The 15,384-nt window shown below is 64.5% G+C and carries 11 protein-coding genes and 3 pseudogenes; 9 read left to right on the top strand and 5 right to left on the bottom strand.

Features of this window, described 5'->3' with window-relative positions; all coding sequences use genetic code 11:
- The first annotated feature begins 44 nt into the window (after positions 1–44).
- Positions 45–1,604: an MDR family MFS transporter gene (locus F8A10_RS20380; protein WP_227493540.1), complete on the top strand. Its 1,560-nt coding sequence runs from the start codon at positions 45–47 to the stop codon at positions 1,602–1,604.
- Between the two features lie 47 nt (positions 1,605–1,651).
- On the opposite strand, the gene F8A10_RS20385 is transcribed toward F8A10_RS20380, so the two are convergent.
- Positions 1,652–2,716, bottom strand: coding sequence for a 3-deoxy-7-phosphoheptulonate synthase (locus F8A10_RS20385; protein ID WP_010397021.1), 1,065 nt, complete (start codon positions 2,714–2,716; stop codon positions 1,652–1,654).
- A 365-nt stretch (positions 2,717–3,081) separates the two neighbouring features.
- Here F8A10_RS20385 and F8A10_RS20390 point away from each other — a divergent pair, with 365 nt between their 5' ends.
- Positions 3,082–4,515, top strand: coding sequence for an NAD-dependent succinate-semialdehyde dehydrogenase (locus F8A10_RS20390; RefSeq protein WP_085501586.1), 1,434 nt, complete (start codon positions 3,082–3,084; stop codon positions 4,513–4,515).
- Here the strand turns inward: F8A10_RS20390 and F8A10_RS20395 are convergent.
- The gene (locus tag F8A10_RS20395; RefSeq protein ID WP_152368339.1) at positions 4,512–5,027 is read right to left on the bottom strand and encodes a cupin domain-containing protein; all 516 of its coding nucleotides are present in this window, start codon (positions 5,025–5,027) and stop codon (positions 4,512–4,514) included. The genes F8A10_RS20390 and F8A10_RS20395 overlap by 4 nt on opposite strands.
- Positions 5,028–5,290: 263 nt before the next feature.
- On the opposite strand from F8A10_RS20395, the pseudogene F8A10_RS20400 reads away from it, so the two are divergent.
- Positions 5,291–6,447: pseudogene (locus F8A10_RS20400) on the top strand (aspartate aminotransferase family protein).
- On the opposite strand, the gene F8A10_RS20405 reads toward F8A10_RS20400, so the two are convergent.
- Positions 6,384–7,355, bottom strand: coding sequence for a LysR family transcriptional regulator (locus F8A10_RS20405; protein ID WP_227493541.1), 972 nt, complete (start codon positions 7,353–7,355; stop codon positions 6,384–6,386). The pseudogene F8A10_RS20400 and the gene F8A10_RS20405 sit on opposite strands and share 64 nt — an antisense overlap.
- Positions 7,356–7,445: 90 nt before the next feature.
- Between F8A10_RS20405 and F8A10_RS20410 the strand changes: the two genes are divergently transcribed.
- Both F8A10_RS20410 and F8A10_RS20415 read left to right on the top strand, forming a co-directional pair.
- Positions 7,446–8,657, top strand: coding sequence for an acyl-CoA dehydrogenase (locus tag F8A10_RS20410; protein WP_152368341.1), 1,212 nt, complete (start codon positions 7,446–7,448; stop codon positions 8,655–8,657).
- The gene (locus F8A10_RS20415) at positions 8,657–9,802 is read left to right on the top strand and encodes a CaiB/BaiF CoA transferase family protein (RefSeq protein WP_152368342.1); all 1,146 of its coding nucleotides are present in this window, start codon (positions 8,657–8,659) and stop codon (positions 9,800–9,802) included. The genes F8A10_RS20410 and F8A10_RS20415 overlap by 1 nt, the downstream gene beginning before the upstream one ends.
- Here F8A10_RS20415 and F8A10_RS20420 read toward each other — a convergent pair.
- Entirely contained in the window at positions 9,747–10,475 is a 729-nt protein-coding gene (locus F8A10_RS20420) for an AraC-like ligand-binding domain-containing protein (protein ID WP_227493552.1), read from the bottom strand. The two genes, F8A10_RS20415 and F8A10_RS20420, sit on opposite strands and share 56 nt — an antisense overlap.
- A 12-nt stretch (positions 10,476–10,487) precedes the next feature.
- Entirely contained in the window at positions 10,488–10,697 is a 210-nt protein-coding gene (locus F8A10_RS21630; RefSeq protein WP_227493542.1) for a cupin domain-containing protein, read from the bottom strand.
- A 367-nt stretch (positions 10,698–11,064) separates the two neighbouring features.
- On the opposite strand from F8A10_RS21630, the pseudogene F8A10_RS21635 reads away from it, so the two are divergent.
- From F8A10_RS21635 to F8A10_RS20440, 4 genes and pseudogenes are all read left to right on the top strand, one after another.
- Positions 11,065–11,430 (top strand): annotated as a pseudogene (locus F8A10_RS21635) (hydantoinase B/oxoprolinase family protein); the annotation flags it as partial.
- A 164-nt stretch (positions 11,431–11,594) separates the two neighbouring features.
- Positions 11,595–12,006: pseudogene (locus F8A10_RS20430) on the top strand (allantoin permease); the annotation flags it as partial.
- 97 nt (positions 12,007–12,103) lie between these two features.
- A complete protein-coding gene (locus F8A10_RS20435) occupies positions 12,104–13,990 on the top strand; it encodes a sensor histidine kinase (RefSeq protein WP_152368343.1) in 1,887 nt (628 codons plus the stop codon).
- Entirely contained in the window at positions 13,987–15,336 is a 1,350-nt protein-coding gene (locus F8A10_RS20440) for a sigma-54-dependent transcriptional regulator (RefSeq protein WP_085501583.1), read from the top strand. Before F8A10_RS20435 ends, F8A10_RS20440 begins: the two co-directional genes overlap by 4 nt.
- Positions 15,337–15,384: the final 48 nt, after the last annotated feature.

A 15,384-nucleotide genomic window follows, 5' to 3' on the forward strand; every position in this document is an offset into this window, starting at 1 on the left:
GGTCCGCGACCGGTTTCGTGGCGTTCAGTCAGGTTTTTCCAGTTATGTTACAATCCGCAGCACCCGGCCCCGCCGGGATCGGCCATCGGCGCCGTACGATCATTTTTTGTTTCCTCATGCTCAGCATGTTCATGGCGACGCTGGACAACCAGGTTGTTTCGACCGCGTTGCCGACCATCGTGGGCGAGTTCGGCGCCATTGAGCGTTTTGGCTGGGTTGGCTCGGCCTATCTGCTGGCACAGGCGGCGATCATGCCGGTTTATGGCAAGCTGGGCGATCTGTTCGGGCGCAAATATGTGATGATCTTTGCGGTCGCGCTTTTCACGCTTGGCTCGGTCGTTTGCGGGCTTGCATGGTCGATGAACAGCCTGATTGCCGCGCGGGCCTTTCAGGGGCTGGGCGCGGGCGGGATCATGGTTTCGATCTTTTCGATCAACGCCGACCTGTTCGAGCCGCGCCAGCGCGCACGGTATCAAAGCTTTTCCAGTCTGGTGCTGATGGCCTCGGGCTCGGTCGGGCCGACGCTTGGCGGCATGATGAGCCAGCATCTGGGCTGGCGCTCGATCTTTCTTATCAACTTGCCGATTGGGATGGTGGCGCTGCTGGGTCTAGCGCTGCTGCTGCCGCAAAGAAGGCCCCAACGCCAGCCCAGGGTTGATTATCTGGGCGCGCTGACGCTAGCCGTCGCGATTGCGGGGATCGTGCTATGGGCCGACAGCCAGTCTCTGTTCGGCTCGCTCACCTCGGTCCCGGCGCTGGCGCTGCCGGTGATTTCAGCCGGGGCTCTGGCGCTGTGGCTGGCGATCGAGCGCCGGGTGCCCGAGCCTATCATCCCGCTAAACCTGTTCCGCGACCGCAACTTTTCGCTGTTGCTGATCGTCGCGGCCACCAGTGGCGGTATCGCAATCGGCATGGTCAATTATCACGCGCTGTTCTTGCAGATGACAACCGGGCTGTCGCCGGCGTCGGCGGGGCTGTTCTTTATCGCCGTCACCACCGGGATTGCCATCGGCTCGCTGACGGCGGGGCGGCTGATCTCGGCCACCGGGCGTTACAAGCCCTGGCTGGTGCTTGGCCTCAGCCTGGCGCTGGCCAGCCTGACCGGGCTTGCCAGTCTGCCGCTGCATGTGCCGTTCTGGGCGGTCGCAGCATTGCTGATGGGGCAGGGCATGGCCATTGGGCTGGGCCAGCAGGCGCCGATTATCGGCGTGCAGATTGCATCTCCGTCCCAGGATGTGGGTGCGGCGACAGGGGCCGTGACCCTGACCCGTATGGCAGGCGCATCGCTTGCGATCTCGGTCTATGGGGCCATCCTGTCGGACCGGCTGGCACAGACCACCATCCAAGGCGCTGGCGCGCTGGCCGAGATGACGCCTGATCGGATGGCGATGCTGGCCGCCCCGCAACGCGAGGCAGTGGCGGCGGCGTTCCGCGACGCTTTTGTCTGGGTATATCTGTCGGCGGTAGTGATCGCGGCGGTCGGGCTGTTGGCGGCCGCGATGCTGCGCCCGACGATGCTTGCCCCCAGTCGACCTGCCGGACCTGTCATGGGCGGCGTGCGGCCCGAGCTGGGTGCGGCCCCGATCGCCCATTCTTCGCGATAAAGGGCCACACCGGCACGGGGCCGCACCGGCGCGCCTTTGCTGCCCTGTTAAGCTGCGCGGCGCAGCCGGGTCGCGGCTGCCTCGGCCAGATCAATGAGCAGGGTCCGGCTTTCCTCCCACCCAAGGCAACCGTCGGTAATGCTTTGGCCATAGACAGGCGGCGCGCCGGGAACCAGATCCTGCCGGCCCGCGACCAGATTGCTTTCCAGCATCAGGCCGCGAATGCGATGCTCGCCCCCGCGGATCTGGGCCGCGACATCGGCGCTGACCTCGATCTGCCGGGCGGGGTCCTTGCTGCTGTTGGCGTGGCTGGCGTCGATAACGATGCCCGGATCAATGCCAGCCCGCCTGGCGGCCTCGGCAACCTGCGCGACATGGGCGGTGCTGTAATTCGGCCCGTCATGACCACCGCGCAGCACGACATGGCAGGCGTCATTGCCGGTGGTGGTGGCGATGGCGGCGCGGCCTTCGGCGGTGATGGCCGGGAAGCTGTGCGGGCGCGCGGCCGAGCGGATCGCATCCAGCGCCACCTGCACCCCGCCATCCGTGCCGTTTTTGAACCCGACCGGACAGGACAGCCCTGAGGCAAGCTGTCGATGTATCTGGCTTTCGGTGGTGCGTGCGCCAATTGCGCCCCAGGCGATCAGATCGGCAAGGTACTGCGGCAGGATCGGGTCCAGGAATTCGGTCGCCGCTGGCAGGCCCATGCGGTTGATATCCAAAAGCAGGCGCCGGGCCATCGGCAGACCGTCCTCGATCCGGTCCGAGCCGTCCAGATGGGGGTCGTTGATCAACCCCTTCCAGCCGACGGTCGTACGCGGCTTTTCGAAATAGACCCGCATGACGATCTCCAGCCGGTCGCCAAGCGCGCGGCGCAGCTCGGCCAGACGTGCGGCGTAATCCAGCGCCGCCTTGGTGTCGTGGATCGAGCAGGGCCCGGCAATGACCAGCAGACGCTCATCCTGTCCCGACAGAATGGCACGGATCGCAGCGCGGCTGTCAGCCACAGTACGCGAGATGGCCTCGTCCCGGGGCAGGGCGGCCGCCAATGCGGCTGGCTCGGGCAAAGGACGAAGGGTGACGATATGCAGGTTTTCGGTCTGGATGGTCATGGTTCTTTCCTGGAGAGAAAGGCCGGACCGGAAGCGTATCAAACAGAAAAGCCGCCGGTCTTGGCCAGCGGCTTCGGGGTTTGTGATCGCGCCTGAGCGCTACACGGCCACCCACGTCCGCTGGGGACAGCGGAACCAATAAAACGAGGTGGTGTAGGGCTTCATCTGCGACATGCCTTCTGCATAGCCGCGCCGTAACCGCTTGTCACGCGAAATCTGATGGGAACAGTCTGCCAGATATCTGCGTCATTTCCTGCAATCTACGTGTTCAGGATTTTGAGCAATTCAGGTTGAGAATCGTCCGGCCCTGCGCCAGATCTGTCAGCCGTCGCGGATAGGCGGCGGCATGGATCGGCGGGGGCAGGATGAATTACCCGGACACGCAGCTTTTGATTGATGGAACCTGGCGGCCGGCGCGCGATGGGCGTGGCCTGCCGGTGTTGAACCCGGCCACGGGGGCCGAGATCGGCCGCGTCGCCTGTGCCGGTATCGCCGATCTGGACGAGGCGCTGGCCGCCGCGAACCGCGCCTTTGCGGAATGGCGGCTCAGCTCTCCGCTGTATCGTTCGGATCTGATGCGCAAGGCGGCGGCGCTGCTGCGTGAGCGGGCCGAGGCGATTGCCGCGATCATGGTGGCCGAACAGGGCAAGCCATTGGCTCAGGCCCGGATCGAGACGATGGCCGGGGCCGAGATCATCGAATGGTTCGCCGAAGAGGCGCGGCGCTGCTATGGGCAGGTCATTGCGCCACGTATCCCCGGCGTGACCCAACTGACGGTGAAAGAGCCCTTGGGCCCCGTCGCGGCCTTTACCCCGTGGAATTTTCCGATCAATCAGGCAGTTCGCAAGGTTTCGGCGGCGCTGGCAGCAGGCTGTACGATTATCGTCAAGGCGGCCGAGGAAACGCCCGCCTCTCCGGCTGAGCTGATCCGTTGCTTTGTCGATGCGGGTGTACCGGCGGGGGTGGTGAACCTTGTCTATGGCGACCCGGCCGAAATTTCGTCCTATCTGATCCCGCATCCGGTGATCCGCAAGGTTTCGTTCACCGGTTCGACGGCGGTGGGCAAGCAGCTTGCCGCGCTGGCCGGGCTGCATATGAAGCCAGCGACGATGGAGCTGGGCGGTCATGCGCCCGTGCTGGTCTTTGACGATGCCGATGTCGAGGCGGCGATCTCGGCCATGGCGGCGTCCAAGCTGCGCAATGCCGGGCAGGTCTGCATCTCGCCCACCCGTTTTCTGGTGCAGGAAGCGGTGGCGGATCGTTTTACCGAAGGTTTTACCGCCACGCTTGCCTCGGCCAGGGTGGGGCCCGGAACCGACCCTGACAGCGCCATGGGTCCGCTGGCGAACGAACGCCGGATCCCGGCTATCGAGCGGCTGATCCGCGATGCGCTGGATCGCGGCGCGCGGCTGGCGACCGGGGGTGAGCGGATCGGCAATGAGGGCTGGTTCTTTGCCCCGACCGTGCTGACCGATGTGCCCGCCGATGCTGCCGTGATGAACGAAGAGCCCTTTGGTCCCATTGCTGTCATCAACCGTTTCCGCGCCGATGACGAAGCATTTGCCGAGGCGAACCGGCTGCCTTACGGGCTGGCCGCCTACGCCTGGACACGCAGCTCGGCGCGGGTGCAGCGTTTGCAGGATGAGGTTCAGGCGGGGATGCTGACCATCAACCATATCGGGCTGTCGCTGCCCGAGGTGCCTTTTGGCGGCATCGGCGATTCCGGCATGGGGACCGAGGGCGGGTCCGAGGCGATCAACGCCTATCTGCAAACCCGCTTTGTCACCCGCAAGGGTTAAAGATAGGGCGGCGTACAGGCCGAGACGACGACCGACTCTCGGTCCGGGATATTGCGAAAGCGGTGCGGCTGGTTCGACGCGAACAGATAGCTGTCGCCCGCTTTCAGCACCCGGCTTTGATCGCCAACGGTCAATTCGACTTCTCCGGCGATGACGATGCCGCCCTCGCTGCCGTGATGGGCCAGCATGGTCTCGCCGGTATCGGCGCCGGGTTCATAGCGTTCATGCAGGATTTGCAGATTGTACAGCCGCGAGGTCAGGTCGCGCAATTCAGCCGGGGTAAAGAAGGGCTGCGGGCTTTGCGGCAGGTCGGGTTCAAAGAATTCGGACATGGTGACGCTTAGCCCGCTAAGGATCTTGCGCAGCGAGGCGACCGAGGGGCTGGATCGTCCAGTCTCGATCATCGAGATCTGGCCATGCGGCACGCCCGAGGCTTCGGCCAGCTGCCGCTGGGACATGCCCGCAGCGGTGCGCAATTCCCTGAGCCGTGCGCCGGCGTCGAAATCGCTCATCCTTGCCCCTATCCTTTTTTGCGCAGCTTATCAGGGCGGGGTGATGCGTTCCAACTCCATACCGATACGAGATTTCCTGAAAATCTATGCTCAATATATCGAGCATGAAATAAGCCGATTCCATCAGTTCGGAGATCTGGACATGGAATCAACGCAGTTGAGCACCCCCGTCAGGCGGCGGTCGCGCGCGCGGGGTCGGTACGCGGGATATCTATGCCGTCCGGGCCGGGAATGCCGGGCTATGGACCGCCGAGGGGCGGCGGATGCTGGGTTTCGCCGCCGGGATTGCCGCGACCAGCACCGGCCACCGCCACCCTAAGGTGATCGAGGCGGTTCAGCGCCAGATGCAGGTCTTTACCCATACCTGCTTTCATGTCGCGCCCTATGAAACCTATGTCGATCTGGCCGAGCGGCTGAATGCCCTGACCCCCGGTGATTTCGCCAGAAAAACCATGCCTGCCACCACCGGGGCCGAGGCGGTCGAGAATGCGGTTAAGATGGCGCGTGCCTTTACCGGGCGTTCGGGGGTGATCGCCTTTAACGGTGCTTTCCATGGGCGCATGTCGCTGGGCATGGCGCTGACCGGCAAGGTTGCGCCCTATAGCAGGTTTCGGCGCCATGCCGCCCGTGGTCCATCACGGCCTTTTCCCCAACCCATGACCAGGGTTTCGGTTGCGCAGGCAGTCGCGCATCTTGAGGCGCTTTTCGCCTCATCCGCCGATCCCCGCCGTGTTGCCGCGATCATCGTTGAGCCGGTACAGGGCGAGGGCGGGTTTAACATAGCTCCGCCCGAGTTTCTGGCAGCGCTGCGCCGCATCTGCGACACCCATGACATCGTGCTGATCGGGGATGAAATTCAGGCGGGTATGGCGCGGACCGGGCGCATGTTCGGTTTTCAGCATTCCGGTATCGCGCCGGATCTTGTGACCATGGCCAAGGGTCTGGCAGGGGGCGTTCCCTTGCCGGCGGTGACGGGCCGGCCGGGATCGTCGATGCGCCGGCCCCCGGCGGATTGGGTGGCACCTATGCCGGCAACCCTCTGGCAGTTGCGGCGGCGCTGGTAGTGCCGGAGGTGATCGCGGCCGAGGATCTCTGCGCCCGCGCCGAAGAGATCGGTCTGGCGATCCGTGGGCGGTTACAAAAGCTCGCCGGGCGCTTCCCTGCTATCGGTGACGTGCGCGGGCTTGGCGCGATGAATGCGTTTGGGCTGGTGCGGACAGATGACCCCAGCCAGCCCGATCCGCAGCTGACCGCCGTCATTGTTGCCGAGGCCGAGGCGAGGGGGCTGATCCTGCTGTCTTGCGGCACGCGTTACAATGTCATCCGCCTGCTGCCGCCGCTGACCATCCCCGAGGATCAGTTGTCCGAGGCGCTGGACATCCTTGAAGCCTCGATCGAGGCGGCATTGGTCCCGGCCTGATCATCAAGACCTTCGCCGTCCCGCGCCATGCGGACGGCGATCCAGTCCCGAAAGGCGGCCAGCGGTTTCAGCCCCGATTTGCGGGTGGGCCATGCCAGCCAATAAGCGCCGCTGCCCGGCACCCCCTGCCGCAGCAACGGCGCAAGCCTGCCCTCGGCGATTTCGACGCGGGCCAGATAATCGGGCAACAGCGCCACCCCCAGACCCGAGATCGCCGCCTGAATCATCATCGAGAACTGGTCCATCATCATCCCGTTCAGCGGCTGGGGCGGTGGCGCGCCCTGTCCGCGAAACCATGCCTGCCACGCATCGGGTCGCGTCGGCAGCTGCAACAGCACCATCCCGGCCAGATCGGCGGCGCAGGCGACAGGCCGGCGGGCCAAAAACCCGGGCGCGGCGCAGGCGGTCAGTCTTTCATCGAAAAGCTTCAGATGCTCGGCCCCGGGCCAGTCGTCCTGGCCATAATAGATCATCGCGTCAAACGGCTCTTCATCAAAGCTGAAGCGGCGAAAGCGGGTCGTCAGGTTGATCGAGACGCCGGGATGTGCCGACAGGAAATCGGGCAGGCGTGGCGCAAGCCAGCGCGTGGCAAAGGTCGGCAGCACCGCCAGATCCAGGCTGCCGCCATCGGGATTGGCAATCAGCGACATGCTGGCGCGCTGGACCAGATCCAGCGCCGCTGCAATGTCGCGGAAATAACGCTCGGCCGCTTCGGTCGGGGTCAGGCGCTTTTTGTGGCGGATAAACAGGGGCTGGCCCAGCTGCGCCTCAAGGCTCTGCAAAAGGCGGCTGACGGTGCTTTGCGTCAGCCCCAGATCCTGCGCCGCCCCGGTGACCGAGCCGGTGCGCATCACCGCGTCAAAGGCCAGCAGCAGGCTGAGGTTGGGAAGAAAGCGTCTTTGCCGCAAGAACATTCATCCTATGCATGAACTAATGAGGATTATCCATTTTCCGGCCGGGTTTGAAAGCGGTAATGAATAAAGTGACAGCATTATTGCATGAGGCATGACGTGACGACGAAATCGCATAAGGGCGGCGCCTTTTCCTGGTCCGATCCGTTCCTGCTTGACGATCAGCTGACCGAAGAAGAGCGGATGATCCGCGACACCGCTGCGGCTTTTGCCGCCGACCGGCTGGCTCCGCGGGTCGAGGCGGCTTATCTCAATGAGGAAACCGACCCCGAGATCTTTCGTGAGATGGGGGCGTCGGGCCTTTTGGGCGTCACGGTTGACGAAGCTTACGGCGGTGTCGGCGCTTCTTACGTCTCTTACGGCCTTGTCGCGCGCGAGATCGAGCGTATCGATTCGGGCTATCGCTCGATGGCCTCGGTACAAAGCTCTCTCGTCATGTTCCCGATCGAGGCCTATGGCAGCGAAGAGCAAAAGCAGAAGTACCTGCCCAAGCTTGCCACAGGCGAATTCATCGGTTGTTTCGGCCTGACCGAACCTGATGCGGGTTCGGACCCCGCTGGCATGAAAACCCGCGCCCGCAAGGTTGACGGTGGCTATGTGCTGAACGGGTCCAAGATGTGGATCTCGAACGCGCCCATCGCCGATGTCTTTGTGGTCTGGGCCAAGTCCGAAGCCCATGGCGGCAAGGTGCGTGGCTTTGTGCTGGAAAAGGGCATGAAGGGCCTGTCCGCCCCCAAGATTGAGGGCAAGCTGTCCCTGCGCGCCTCGATCACTGGTGAAATCGTGATGGAGGATGTCGAGGTTGGCGAAGACGCGCTGTTGCCCAATGTCGAGGGGATGAGCGGCCCCTTTGGCTGTCTTAACCGGGCGCGCTATGGCATCAGCTGGGGCGCGATGGGTGCGGCCGAGGATTGCTGGCACCGTGCCCGCCAATACGGGCTTGACCGCCACCAGTTCAACCGCCCGCTGGCCGCGACGCAGCTTTACCAGAAAAAGCTGGCCGATATGCAGACCGAGATCACGCTGGGCCTGCAGGCCAGCCTGCGCGTCGGGCGGCTGCTTGATGAGGGCAGGTTCGCGCCCGAGATGATCTCGATCATCAAGCGCAACAACTGCGGCAAGGCGCTGGATATCGCCCGCATGGCCCGTGACATGCACGGCGGCAACGGTATCCAGATCGGCTATCACGTCATGCGCCATGCGCAAAACCTTGAGACGGTGAACACCTATGAGGGCACCCATGACGTGCATGCGCTGATTCTTGGCCGTGCCCAGACCGGCATTCAGGCCTTTTCCTGATGGCAGAGCCGGCACTCAGGGGGCTGCGCGTCGTCGAACTGGCGCGCATCCTTGCCGGACCGTGGATCGGCCAGACCCTGGCCGATCTGGGTGCCGAGGTGATCAAGGTCGAGGCGCCCGAGGGCGACGACACCCGCCGCTGGGGCCCACCTTTCATTGAGCGGGCGCGCGCCGATGGTACGACCGAACGGGTCGCGGCCTATTTCCACGCCGCCAATCGCGGCAAGCGCTCGGTCACCTGCGATTTCAACGATCCCGCTGATCTTGAGCGTCTGCGAGCGCTGATTGATCAGGCGGATGTGGTGGTCGAGAACTTCAAGCTGGGCGGCCTGCGCAAGTTCGGCCTTGATTACGAAACGCTGTCGGGGCGCAATCCCCGGCTGATCTATGCCTCGATTACCGGCTTTGGTCAGGATGGCCCACGCGCCGCCCAGCCGGGCTATGATTTCCTGATCCAGGGCATGTGCGGCATCATGGACCTGACCGGAGAGCCGCAGGGCGAGCCGCAAAAGGTCGGTGTCGCCTGGATCGACATCTTTACCGGCCTTTACGGCGTGATCGCGGTACAGGCGGCGCTGGCCGAACGCCAGCGTTCGGGCCTTGGTCAGCATCTGGACCTGTCACTGCTGGATTGCGGGGTGGCGGTGCTGGCCAATCAGGCGACGAATTACCTGTTGGGTGGGGTAGTGCCGCATCGGCTGGGCAATGCCCACCCGAATATCGTTCCCTATCAGCTGTTCCCGGCCTCGGACGGGCACCTGATTATTGCCTGCGGCAATGACCGCCAGTTCTCTGCCCTGTGCCGCGTGCTTGGGCTGACCGGTCTGGCGGACGATCCCGATTATGCGACCAACCCCGCACGGGTTGCAAACCGTGTCCGGCTGGTTCCGTTGCTGTCGGATGCCACCCGTCTTCGGACCCGGGCAGATCTGATCGCCGCGCTGGAGGGGGCAGGTGTCCCCGCCGGTCCGGTCAATGATCTGGCCGAGGCGCTGGCTGATCCGCAGGTTCAGGCGCGTGGTCTGCGCGTCGCCCCCGAAGGCATCGCCGGTCTGCGCAGCCCCTTGCGCTTTTCGCGCAGCCCGCTTGTTACCGACCGTGCCGCCCCGGCCTTGGGCGAGGGCGAATGGCGCTTTGAAAGCTAGTCGCTGCCGCGCCGCCCTTCACGAAAGGCGGTGCGGCAGCTGATTGGGGTCTGGCCGGACATGGCCCGGAACAGGCGCGAAAACTGCGCCTGATCGCTGAAGCCAAAGCGATAGGCGAGATCAAGGCCAGCGACAGACCTCCGGCATCTCGCGGGGCCTTGCGGATGAATTGCACCACCGTGGTTTCGGTATCGCCAAACAGGTCGTGCAGATCGTGTTTCCAGATGCCGCAGGCGGCTGCCACCGTCTCGGGCGCCAGCGAAGGGTTGGTGAGCTGGCTCAGGATAACATCCTGCGCACGCTTAAGATGGGCGGCGCGGATGACGGTGGCCGCCCCGCTATCGACCTCGGCATGTCGGTCAAGCGCCAGCAGCTCGATCAGATGCCGGCCAAGAACCTCGGCTGCGGCGGGGTCCGTCGGTATGGCATGGGCGCGGCGCACCGTCTTGGCAAACAGCCCGCCCAGTCCCTTGCGCCCGTCAAAAAACGTGGCGCACAGCCGTTCAGCCAGCGCGCTGCGCGCAATCTTCATCACCAGCAGATCGTTGCGGGCCTGACAGGCAAAGCGATAGGGTTCATCCCCGTGTCCGATGATAAAGCCGCCCGGCGTGCAGGTGATGTCGCGGCCAGGCTGGCGAAACAGGACCGGCGCAAGGCTGGGAATGGTGACCAGATATTCCCCGGCCTAGCCCTGACGGATCAACACCGGCACCCGTTCGTAACAGGTGGGTTCGGTGCACAGCCGCGACAGCGAGACACGACCGGTGCTGCGCCGCTCTAGCCGACCCTGAAAGGTAGCCGGGTCCCGATAGCTGAGCTGTAGCGGAAAATAAATATCCGCGATGATGGCAGACCGCTGCGCCGCGCGTTCGGTCGGCGTTGCTGTAGTTTTCAACGGCCATGATACGCCTCCCCGCATCGACTGGACGATTCGTGGCGCGCAGGACCCGTCGGGCAAAAGAAAACTCGCATACCGGGGTGGGGGATTGCCCATCTGCGCCCGATCCTGCCGCGCGGATGGGCGGTGGTGCACGCAAGACAAGTTTATCTGCACCCCGCGCCAAGACCGCCGCCCGCCTGCGGCGCAACATCGGCTGATCGGAAAGATGCCGCGTCAGACGGCACCCCGCGGAGATCATCGTGGACAGCCCTTTCGGCTGTCCTGCTGCGCGTGCCTGTGCGGCCCAGACAGGGAGCAGCCATGACCAGACCCCATCATCCTGTCGGTGGTGCGCGGCGTTCTGGCAACCGGGCAGCGCGAGATGACGCTGACGCTGGAACAGACCGCGCGCAGCTCGGCCTTTAACCTTGCGCTTGGCTATTTGACCGCGCTTTTCAACCACACGCCCGAAATGATCCGGCAATGTCAGGACATCCCGATCCATCTCGGCAGTCTGATCCCGGCGATGAAATCGGCGGCGCGCTTTTTTAGGCGATATCCACGAAGGCGATCTGATCCAGCATAACGACCCCGCATATGAGGGCAGCCATATCATCGGCACCTGCATGTATTACCCGGGTGAGCTGGTGTTCTGGCCGGCCTGCAAAGGGCACCTGACCGATGTGGGCGGCCCGTTCCCGCAGGCTGCAACCCCAACGCGACCGGGATCGGTTGCGTATCCCTCCGGTTCTTGGATCGTGGCAAGGGAAGGGGCCGTCCCAGGCCCCGCCCATCAAGCAATCACAATAATCACACAATCAGAACAGACAGGGAGCTTCAGCCATGGCTGGATCTTTGGATAATTCACAGGAGCTGGAGTTTTCGGATCGGCCTGTGCCAGCCGATCAGCGCATGGGCCGGCTGCCGCTGACCATGGTTGCTCGGCCGTGTTCTATCTGGTTATCGCTGCCTCACTGGCGCTGGTCTATGGCGCAAGAAATGCCATCATCGGCCTTGTGCTGTCGGTGCTGACCTACGCGGCGGTGAATGCGGTGCTGGTCCGCCATGCGATCCGGACCGGGCTTAGCGTCTCGTTGTTCTCGCGCATTCTGCCGGGTCGCAGCGGGGCGGCGGTGGCGACGCTGATCTTTTTCGCGACTGACATATATTGCGCGGTATTCGAGGGCCCGGTGATCGCAGTGGCGCTGATCTTTGGCTAGATCCGGAACTGGCTTGACCGGTTCAACTGGGTGCTCTGCCGTTCTATCTTATCGGCCTTGTGGCGGCGTTGGCTTATGCGGTGCGCTCTGGCCGGATGGCGGCGCGGCGGGCACTGTCCTGATCCCCGATGCAAGGCCGGTTGCGTGCGGCCGGTCTTGCTGTCAGATTCGGCCATCGGAGGAGCAGCAGAGGCCCAGGCCATGTCCCGCAGTCACGGGGTCCAGATGCGGATCGAGGACCCGGCGTCGCGCAAGGCGGCGTCGGGGCGCTGGTGGCTGGTCTTTGGCCTTGCCGTCGTTGCGGCGATCCTTTGGCTGGGCACCCAGCTTGCCTATCAGCATTACTTTCGCCAGGGGCAGGCGCGCGCCGCCACCGCGCTGCGGCTGACGGTGAATGCGCTGACCGCCGATCTGGCGCGCTATGAGGTGGTGCCGCAACTGGTCGCCGATCTGGACCTGATCCACCAGCTGGCCGCCGATCCCGGCAATGCCGCTCTGCGCCGCCAGACCAATGAATGGCTGGCCGAGCAGAATGAGGATGTGCAGGCCTCGGATATTTATCTGATTCTGTCCGACGGCCAGACGATCGCCCATTCGGGCTATCTGGGCCCGGCAAGCTTTCTTGGTCAGAATTTCAGCTATCGACCCTATTTCATTGATGCTATGGCGGGCGGACAGGGGCGTTTTTACGGCATTGGCACGACTTCGGGCATCCGGGGCTATTTCTTTTCGGCCCCGGTGCTGGATCAGCAGGGCCGGATCGTCGCCGTGGTCGCAGTCAAGATCGGCGTTGACCGGATCGAGGCCTCGTGGCGCGGCAACCAATACCGGGTGCTGGTGACCGACCCCGAGGGCACGGCCTTTCTGTCCTCAGAGCCAAGCTGGCTTTACCATAGCATCCAGCCCCTGACGGCCGAGCGGCTGGCGCGCAGCGAGTCCTCGCGCCGCTATGCCGGGACTCCGCTTTCCGAACTGCCGGTTGAGCGGCTGAACTTGCATGGCGTGCCGATGTTCCGCCTGCCCCCCGCTTTGAGCGATGAGGTTGAGCGTAGCCACGACTATATCGTTGCCTCGGAGCAGATGCCGGCGGCGGGCTGGACCGTGCATGTGCTGACCGACAGTGCTGACCTGCGGGCCGAGGCGCGGCTGGCGATGATCAGCCTGTTGCTGCTTTTGTCGGTGGCGGGCTTTGGGCTGATGATGTGGCGCCAGCGCCGTGCCCAGGCGGCCGAGCGGCTGGCCATGCAGCAATTCGCCACTGCCGAGCTTGAACGCCGGGTGATCGAGCGCACGGCCGCCCTTGCGCGCGTCAACGGCCAGCTTGAACAAGAGATCGCCGAACGCCGCGCCACCGAGGCCGAGCTGCGCGCCGCGCAAGCCAGTCTGGTACAGGTCGGCAAGCTGGCGGCGCTGGGGCAGATGTCGGCCTCGCTCTCGCATGAGATCAACCAGCCGCTGGCGGCGGCGCGCAACTATGCCGACAGCGCTGCCATCCTGATCGAGCGGGGCGATTATGCCCGCGCCCGCGACAATATCGTCCAGATCCTTGCTTTGGTTGACCGCATGGCCGCCATTGGCAAGCACCTGCGCCACGCGGCGCGCAAACCGGATGAGCGGCTGGGGGCGGTCACGCTGGCTTCGCTGATCGACGAAACCCGTACCATCGTCGCCGCGCGTCTGGCCAGCAGCGGGGCGGAGCTTGAACTGGACCTGCCGGCCGATCTGCCGCCGCTGCGCGCGGGGCCGACGCGCCTGCAACAGGTGCTGGTCAACCTGATCACCAATGCCGCTGATGCCGTCGAAGGGGGCGCAGATCGCCGTATCACCCTGTCGGCGCGGGCCGGTGGCGGGCGTGTCGCCATCCGCGTCCGCGACCGTGGTCCCGGCGTGCCCGAGGCAATTGCCGCACGGATTTTCGACCCGTTCTTTACCACCAAGGGGATGGGGGCCGGGCTGGGTCTGGGCCTGTCGATCACCGCCAATATCGTGCGCGACTTCGGCGGCGAGATCACCTGCCGCAATGCCGAGCCGGGGGCCGAGTTCTGCGTGACCCTGCCCGCCGCCGCCGTTGACGAGGCTGCCGCATGACCCCGCGCGTGCTTTTGGTCGAGGATGACGAGCAGATGCGCAGCTCGACCGCGCAGGCGCTTGAGCTTGCCGGTTTCGCGGTCGAGACGCTGGCATCGGGCGAAGAGGCGCTGGCGCTGGTCGGCCCCGGCTTTTCGGGCGCAGTGGTCAGCGATATCCGCATGCCTGGTATGGACGGGATGACGCTGCTTGGCCGCCTGCATGAGATTGACGCCGAAATTCCGGTCATCCTTGTCACCGGCCATGCCGAGGTGCCGCTGGCGGTCGAGGCAATCCGCGGCGGGGCCTATGATTTCATCGAAAAGCCCTTTGTGGTGCAGGAACTGGCGACCGTTATTCGCCGTGCGATTGACCATCGCGGTCTGGTGCTTGAGAACCGCCGGCTGCGCGCCGTGGCCGGCAAACGTGACGATGTCGAGGCCCGTTTGCCCGGTCGCACTCAGGTCATGGTCGATCTGCGCTATCGGCTGCGCGCAATCGGGGCCTCGGACACAGATACGCTGATCATCGGGCCGACGGGCGCGGGCAAAGAGGTGGTGGCGCGTGCGCTGCACGACATCTCGCCCCGGGCGGGACGGCCTTTTATCGCCATCAACTGCGCGGCTTTGCCCGAGGCGCTGATTGAAAGCGAGCTTTTCGGCCATGAGGCGGGGGCGTTTCCCGGTGCGCTGCGACCGCGTTACGGCAAGTTTGAACACGCGCGCGGGGGCACCGTACTGCTTGATGAAATCGGTTCGATGCCGCTGGAGTTGCAGGCCAAGCTGCTGCGGGTCCTGCAAGAGCGGGTAATCACCCGGCTTGGCTCGAACGATCCGGTGCCGCTGGATGTGCGCTTTATCGCGGTCAGCAAGGTCGATCTGCAGGATGTGGTCGCGCAGGGTCGTTTCCGCGAGGATCTGTTCTGGCGACTGAACGTCGCGGTTTTGCATGTCCCGCCGCTGTCGGCCCGGCGTGAGGATATCCCGCTGCTCTTTATGCAGCTTCTGCGTGAGGCGGCCGCCCGCCATAACCTGCCCGAGCGTGAGGCACCGGCGGCCTTTCTGTCGGGCCTTGCGGCGCGGGAATGGCCGGGCAATGTGCGCGAACTGCGCAATCTTGCCGAACGTTTCGTTCTGGGTCTTGAAAACGCCGATCTGGACCCGGCGGGGCAGGGCGCGCGCCTTGCCGACCGTGTGGCCGAGTTCGAGCGCAGCCTGATCGCCTCGGCCATCGCCGCCCATGGTGGCAGGCTGCGGCCGGTCTATGAAACGCTTGGAATTTCGCGCAAGACGCTCTACGAAAAGATGCAGAAATACGGGCTTGATCGCCGTCTGATTGTCGATGCCGTCGAAGAGGATGGCGGCTGATTGCCTGGGATGGGTGGAAATCCACCCATTATTGCCGCGGCATGTTAC

Source organism: Paracoccus kondratievae, assembly GCF_009301415.1.
Lineage (GTDB): Bacteria > Pseudomonadota > Alphaproteobacteria > Rhodobacterales > Rhodobacteraceae > Paracoccus > Paracoccus kondratievae.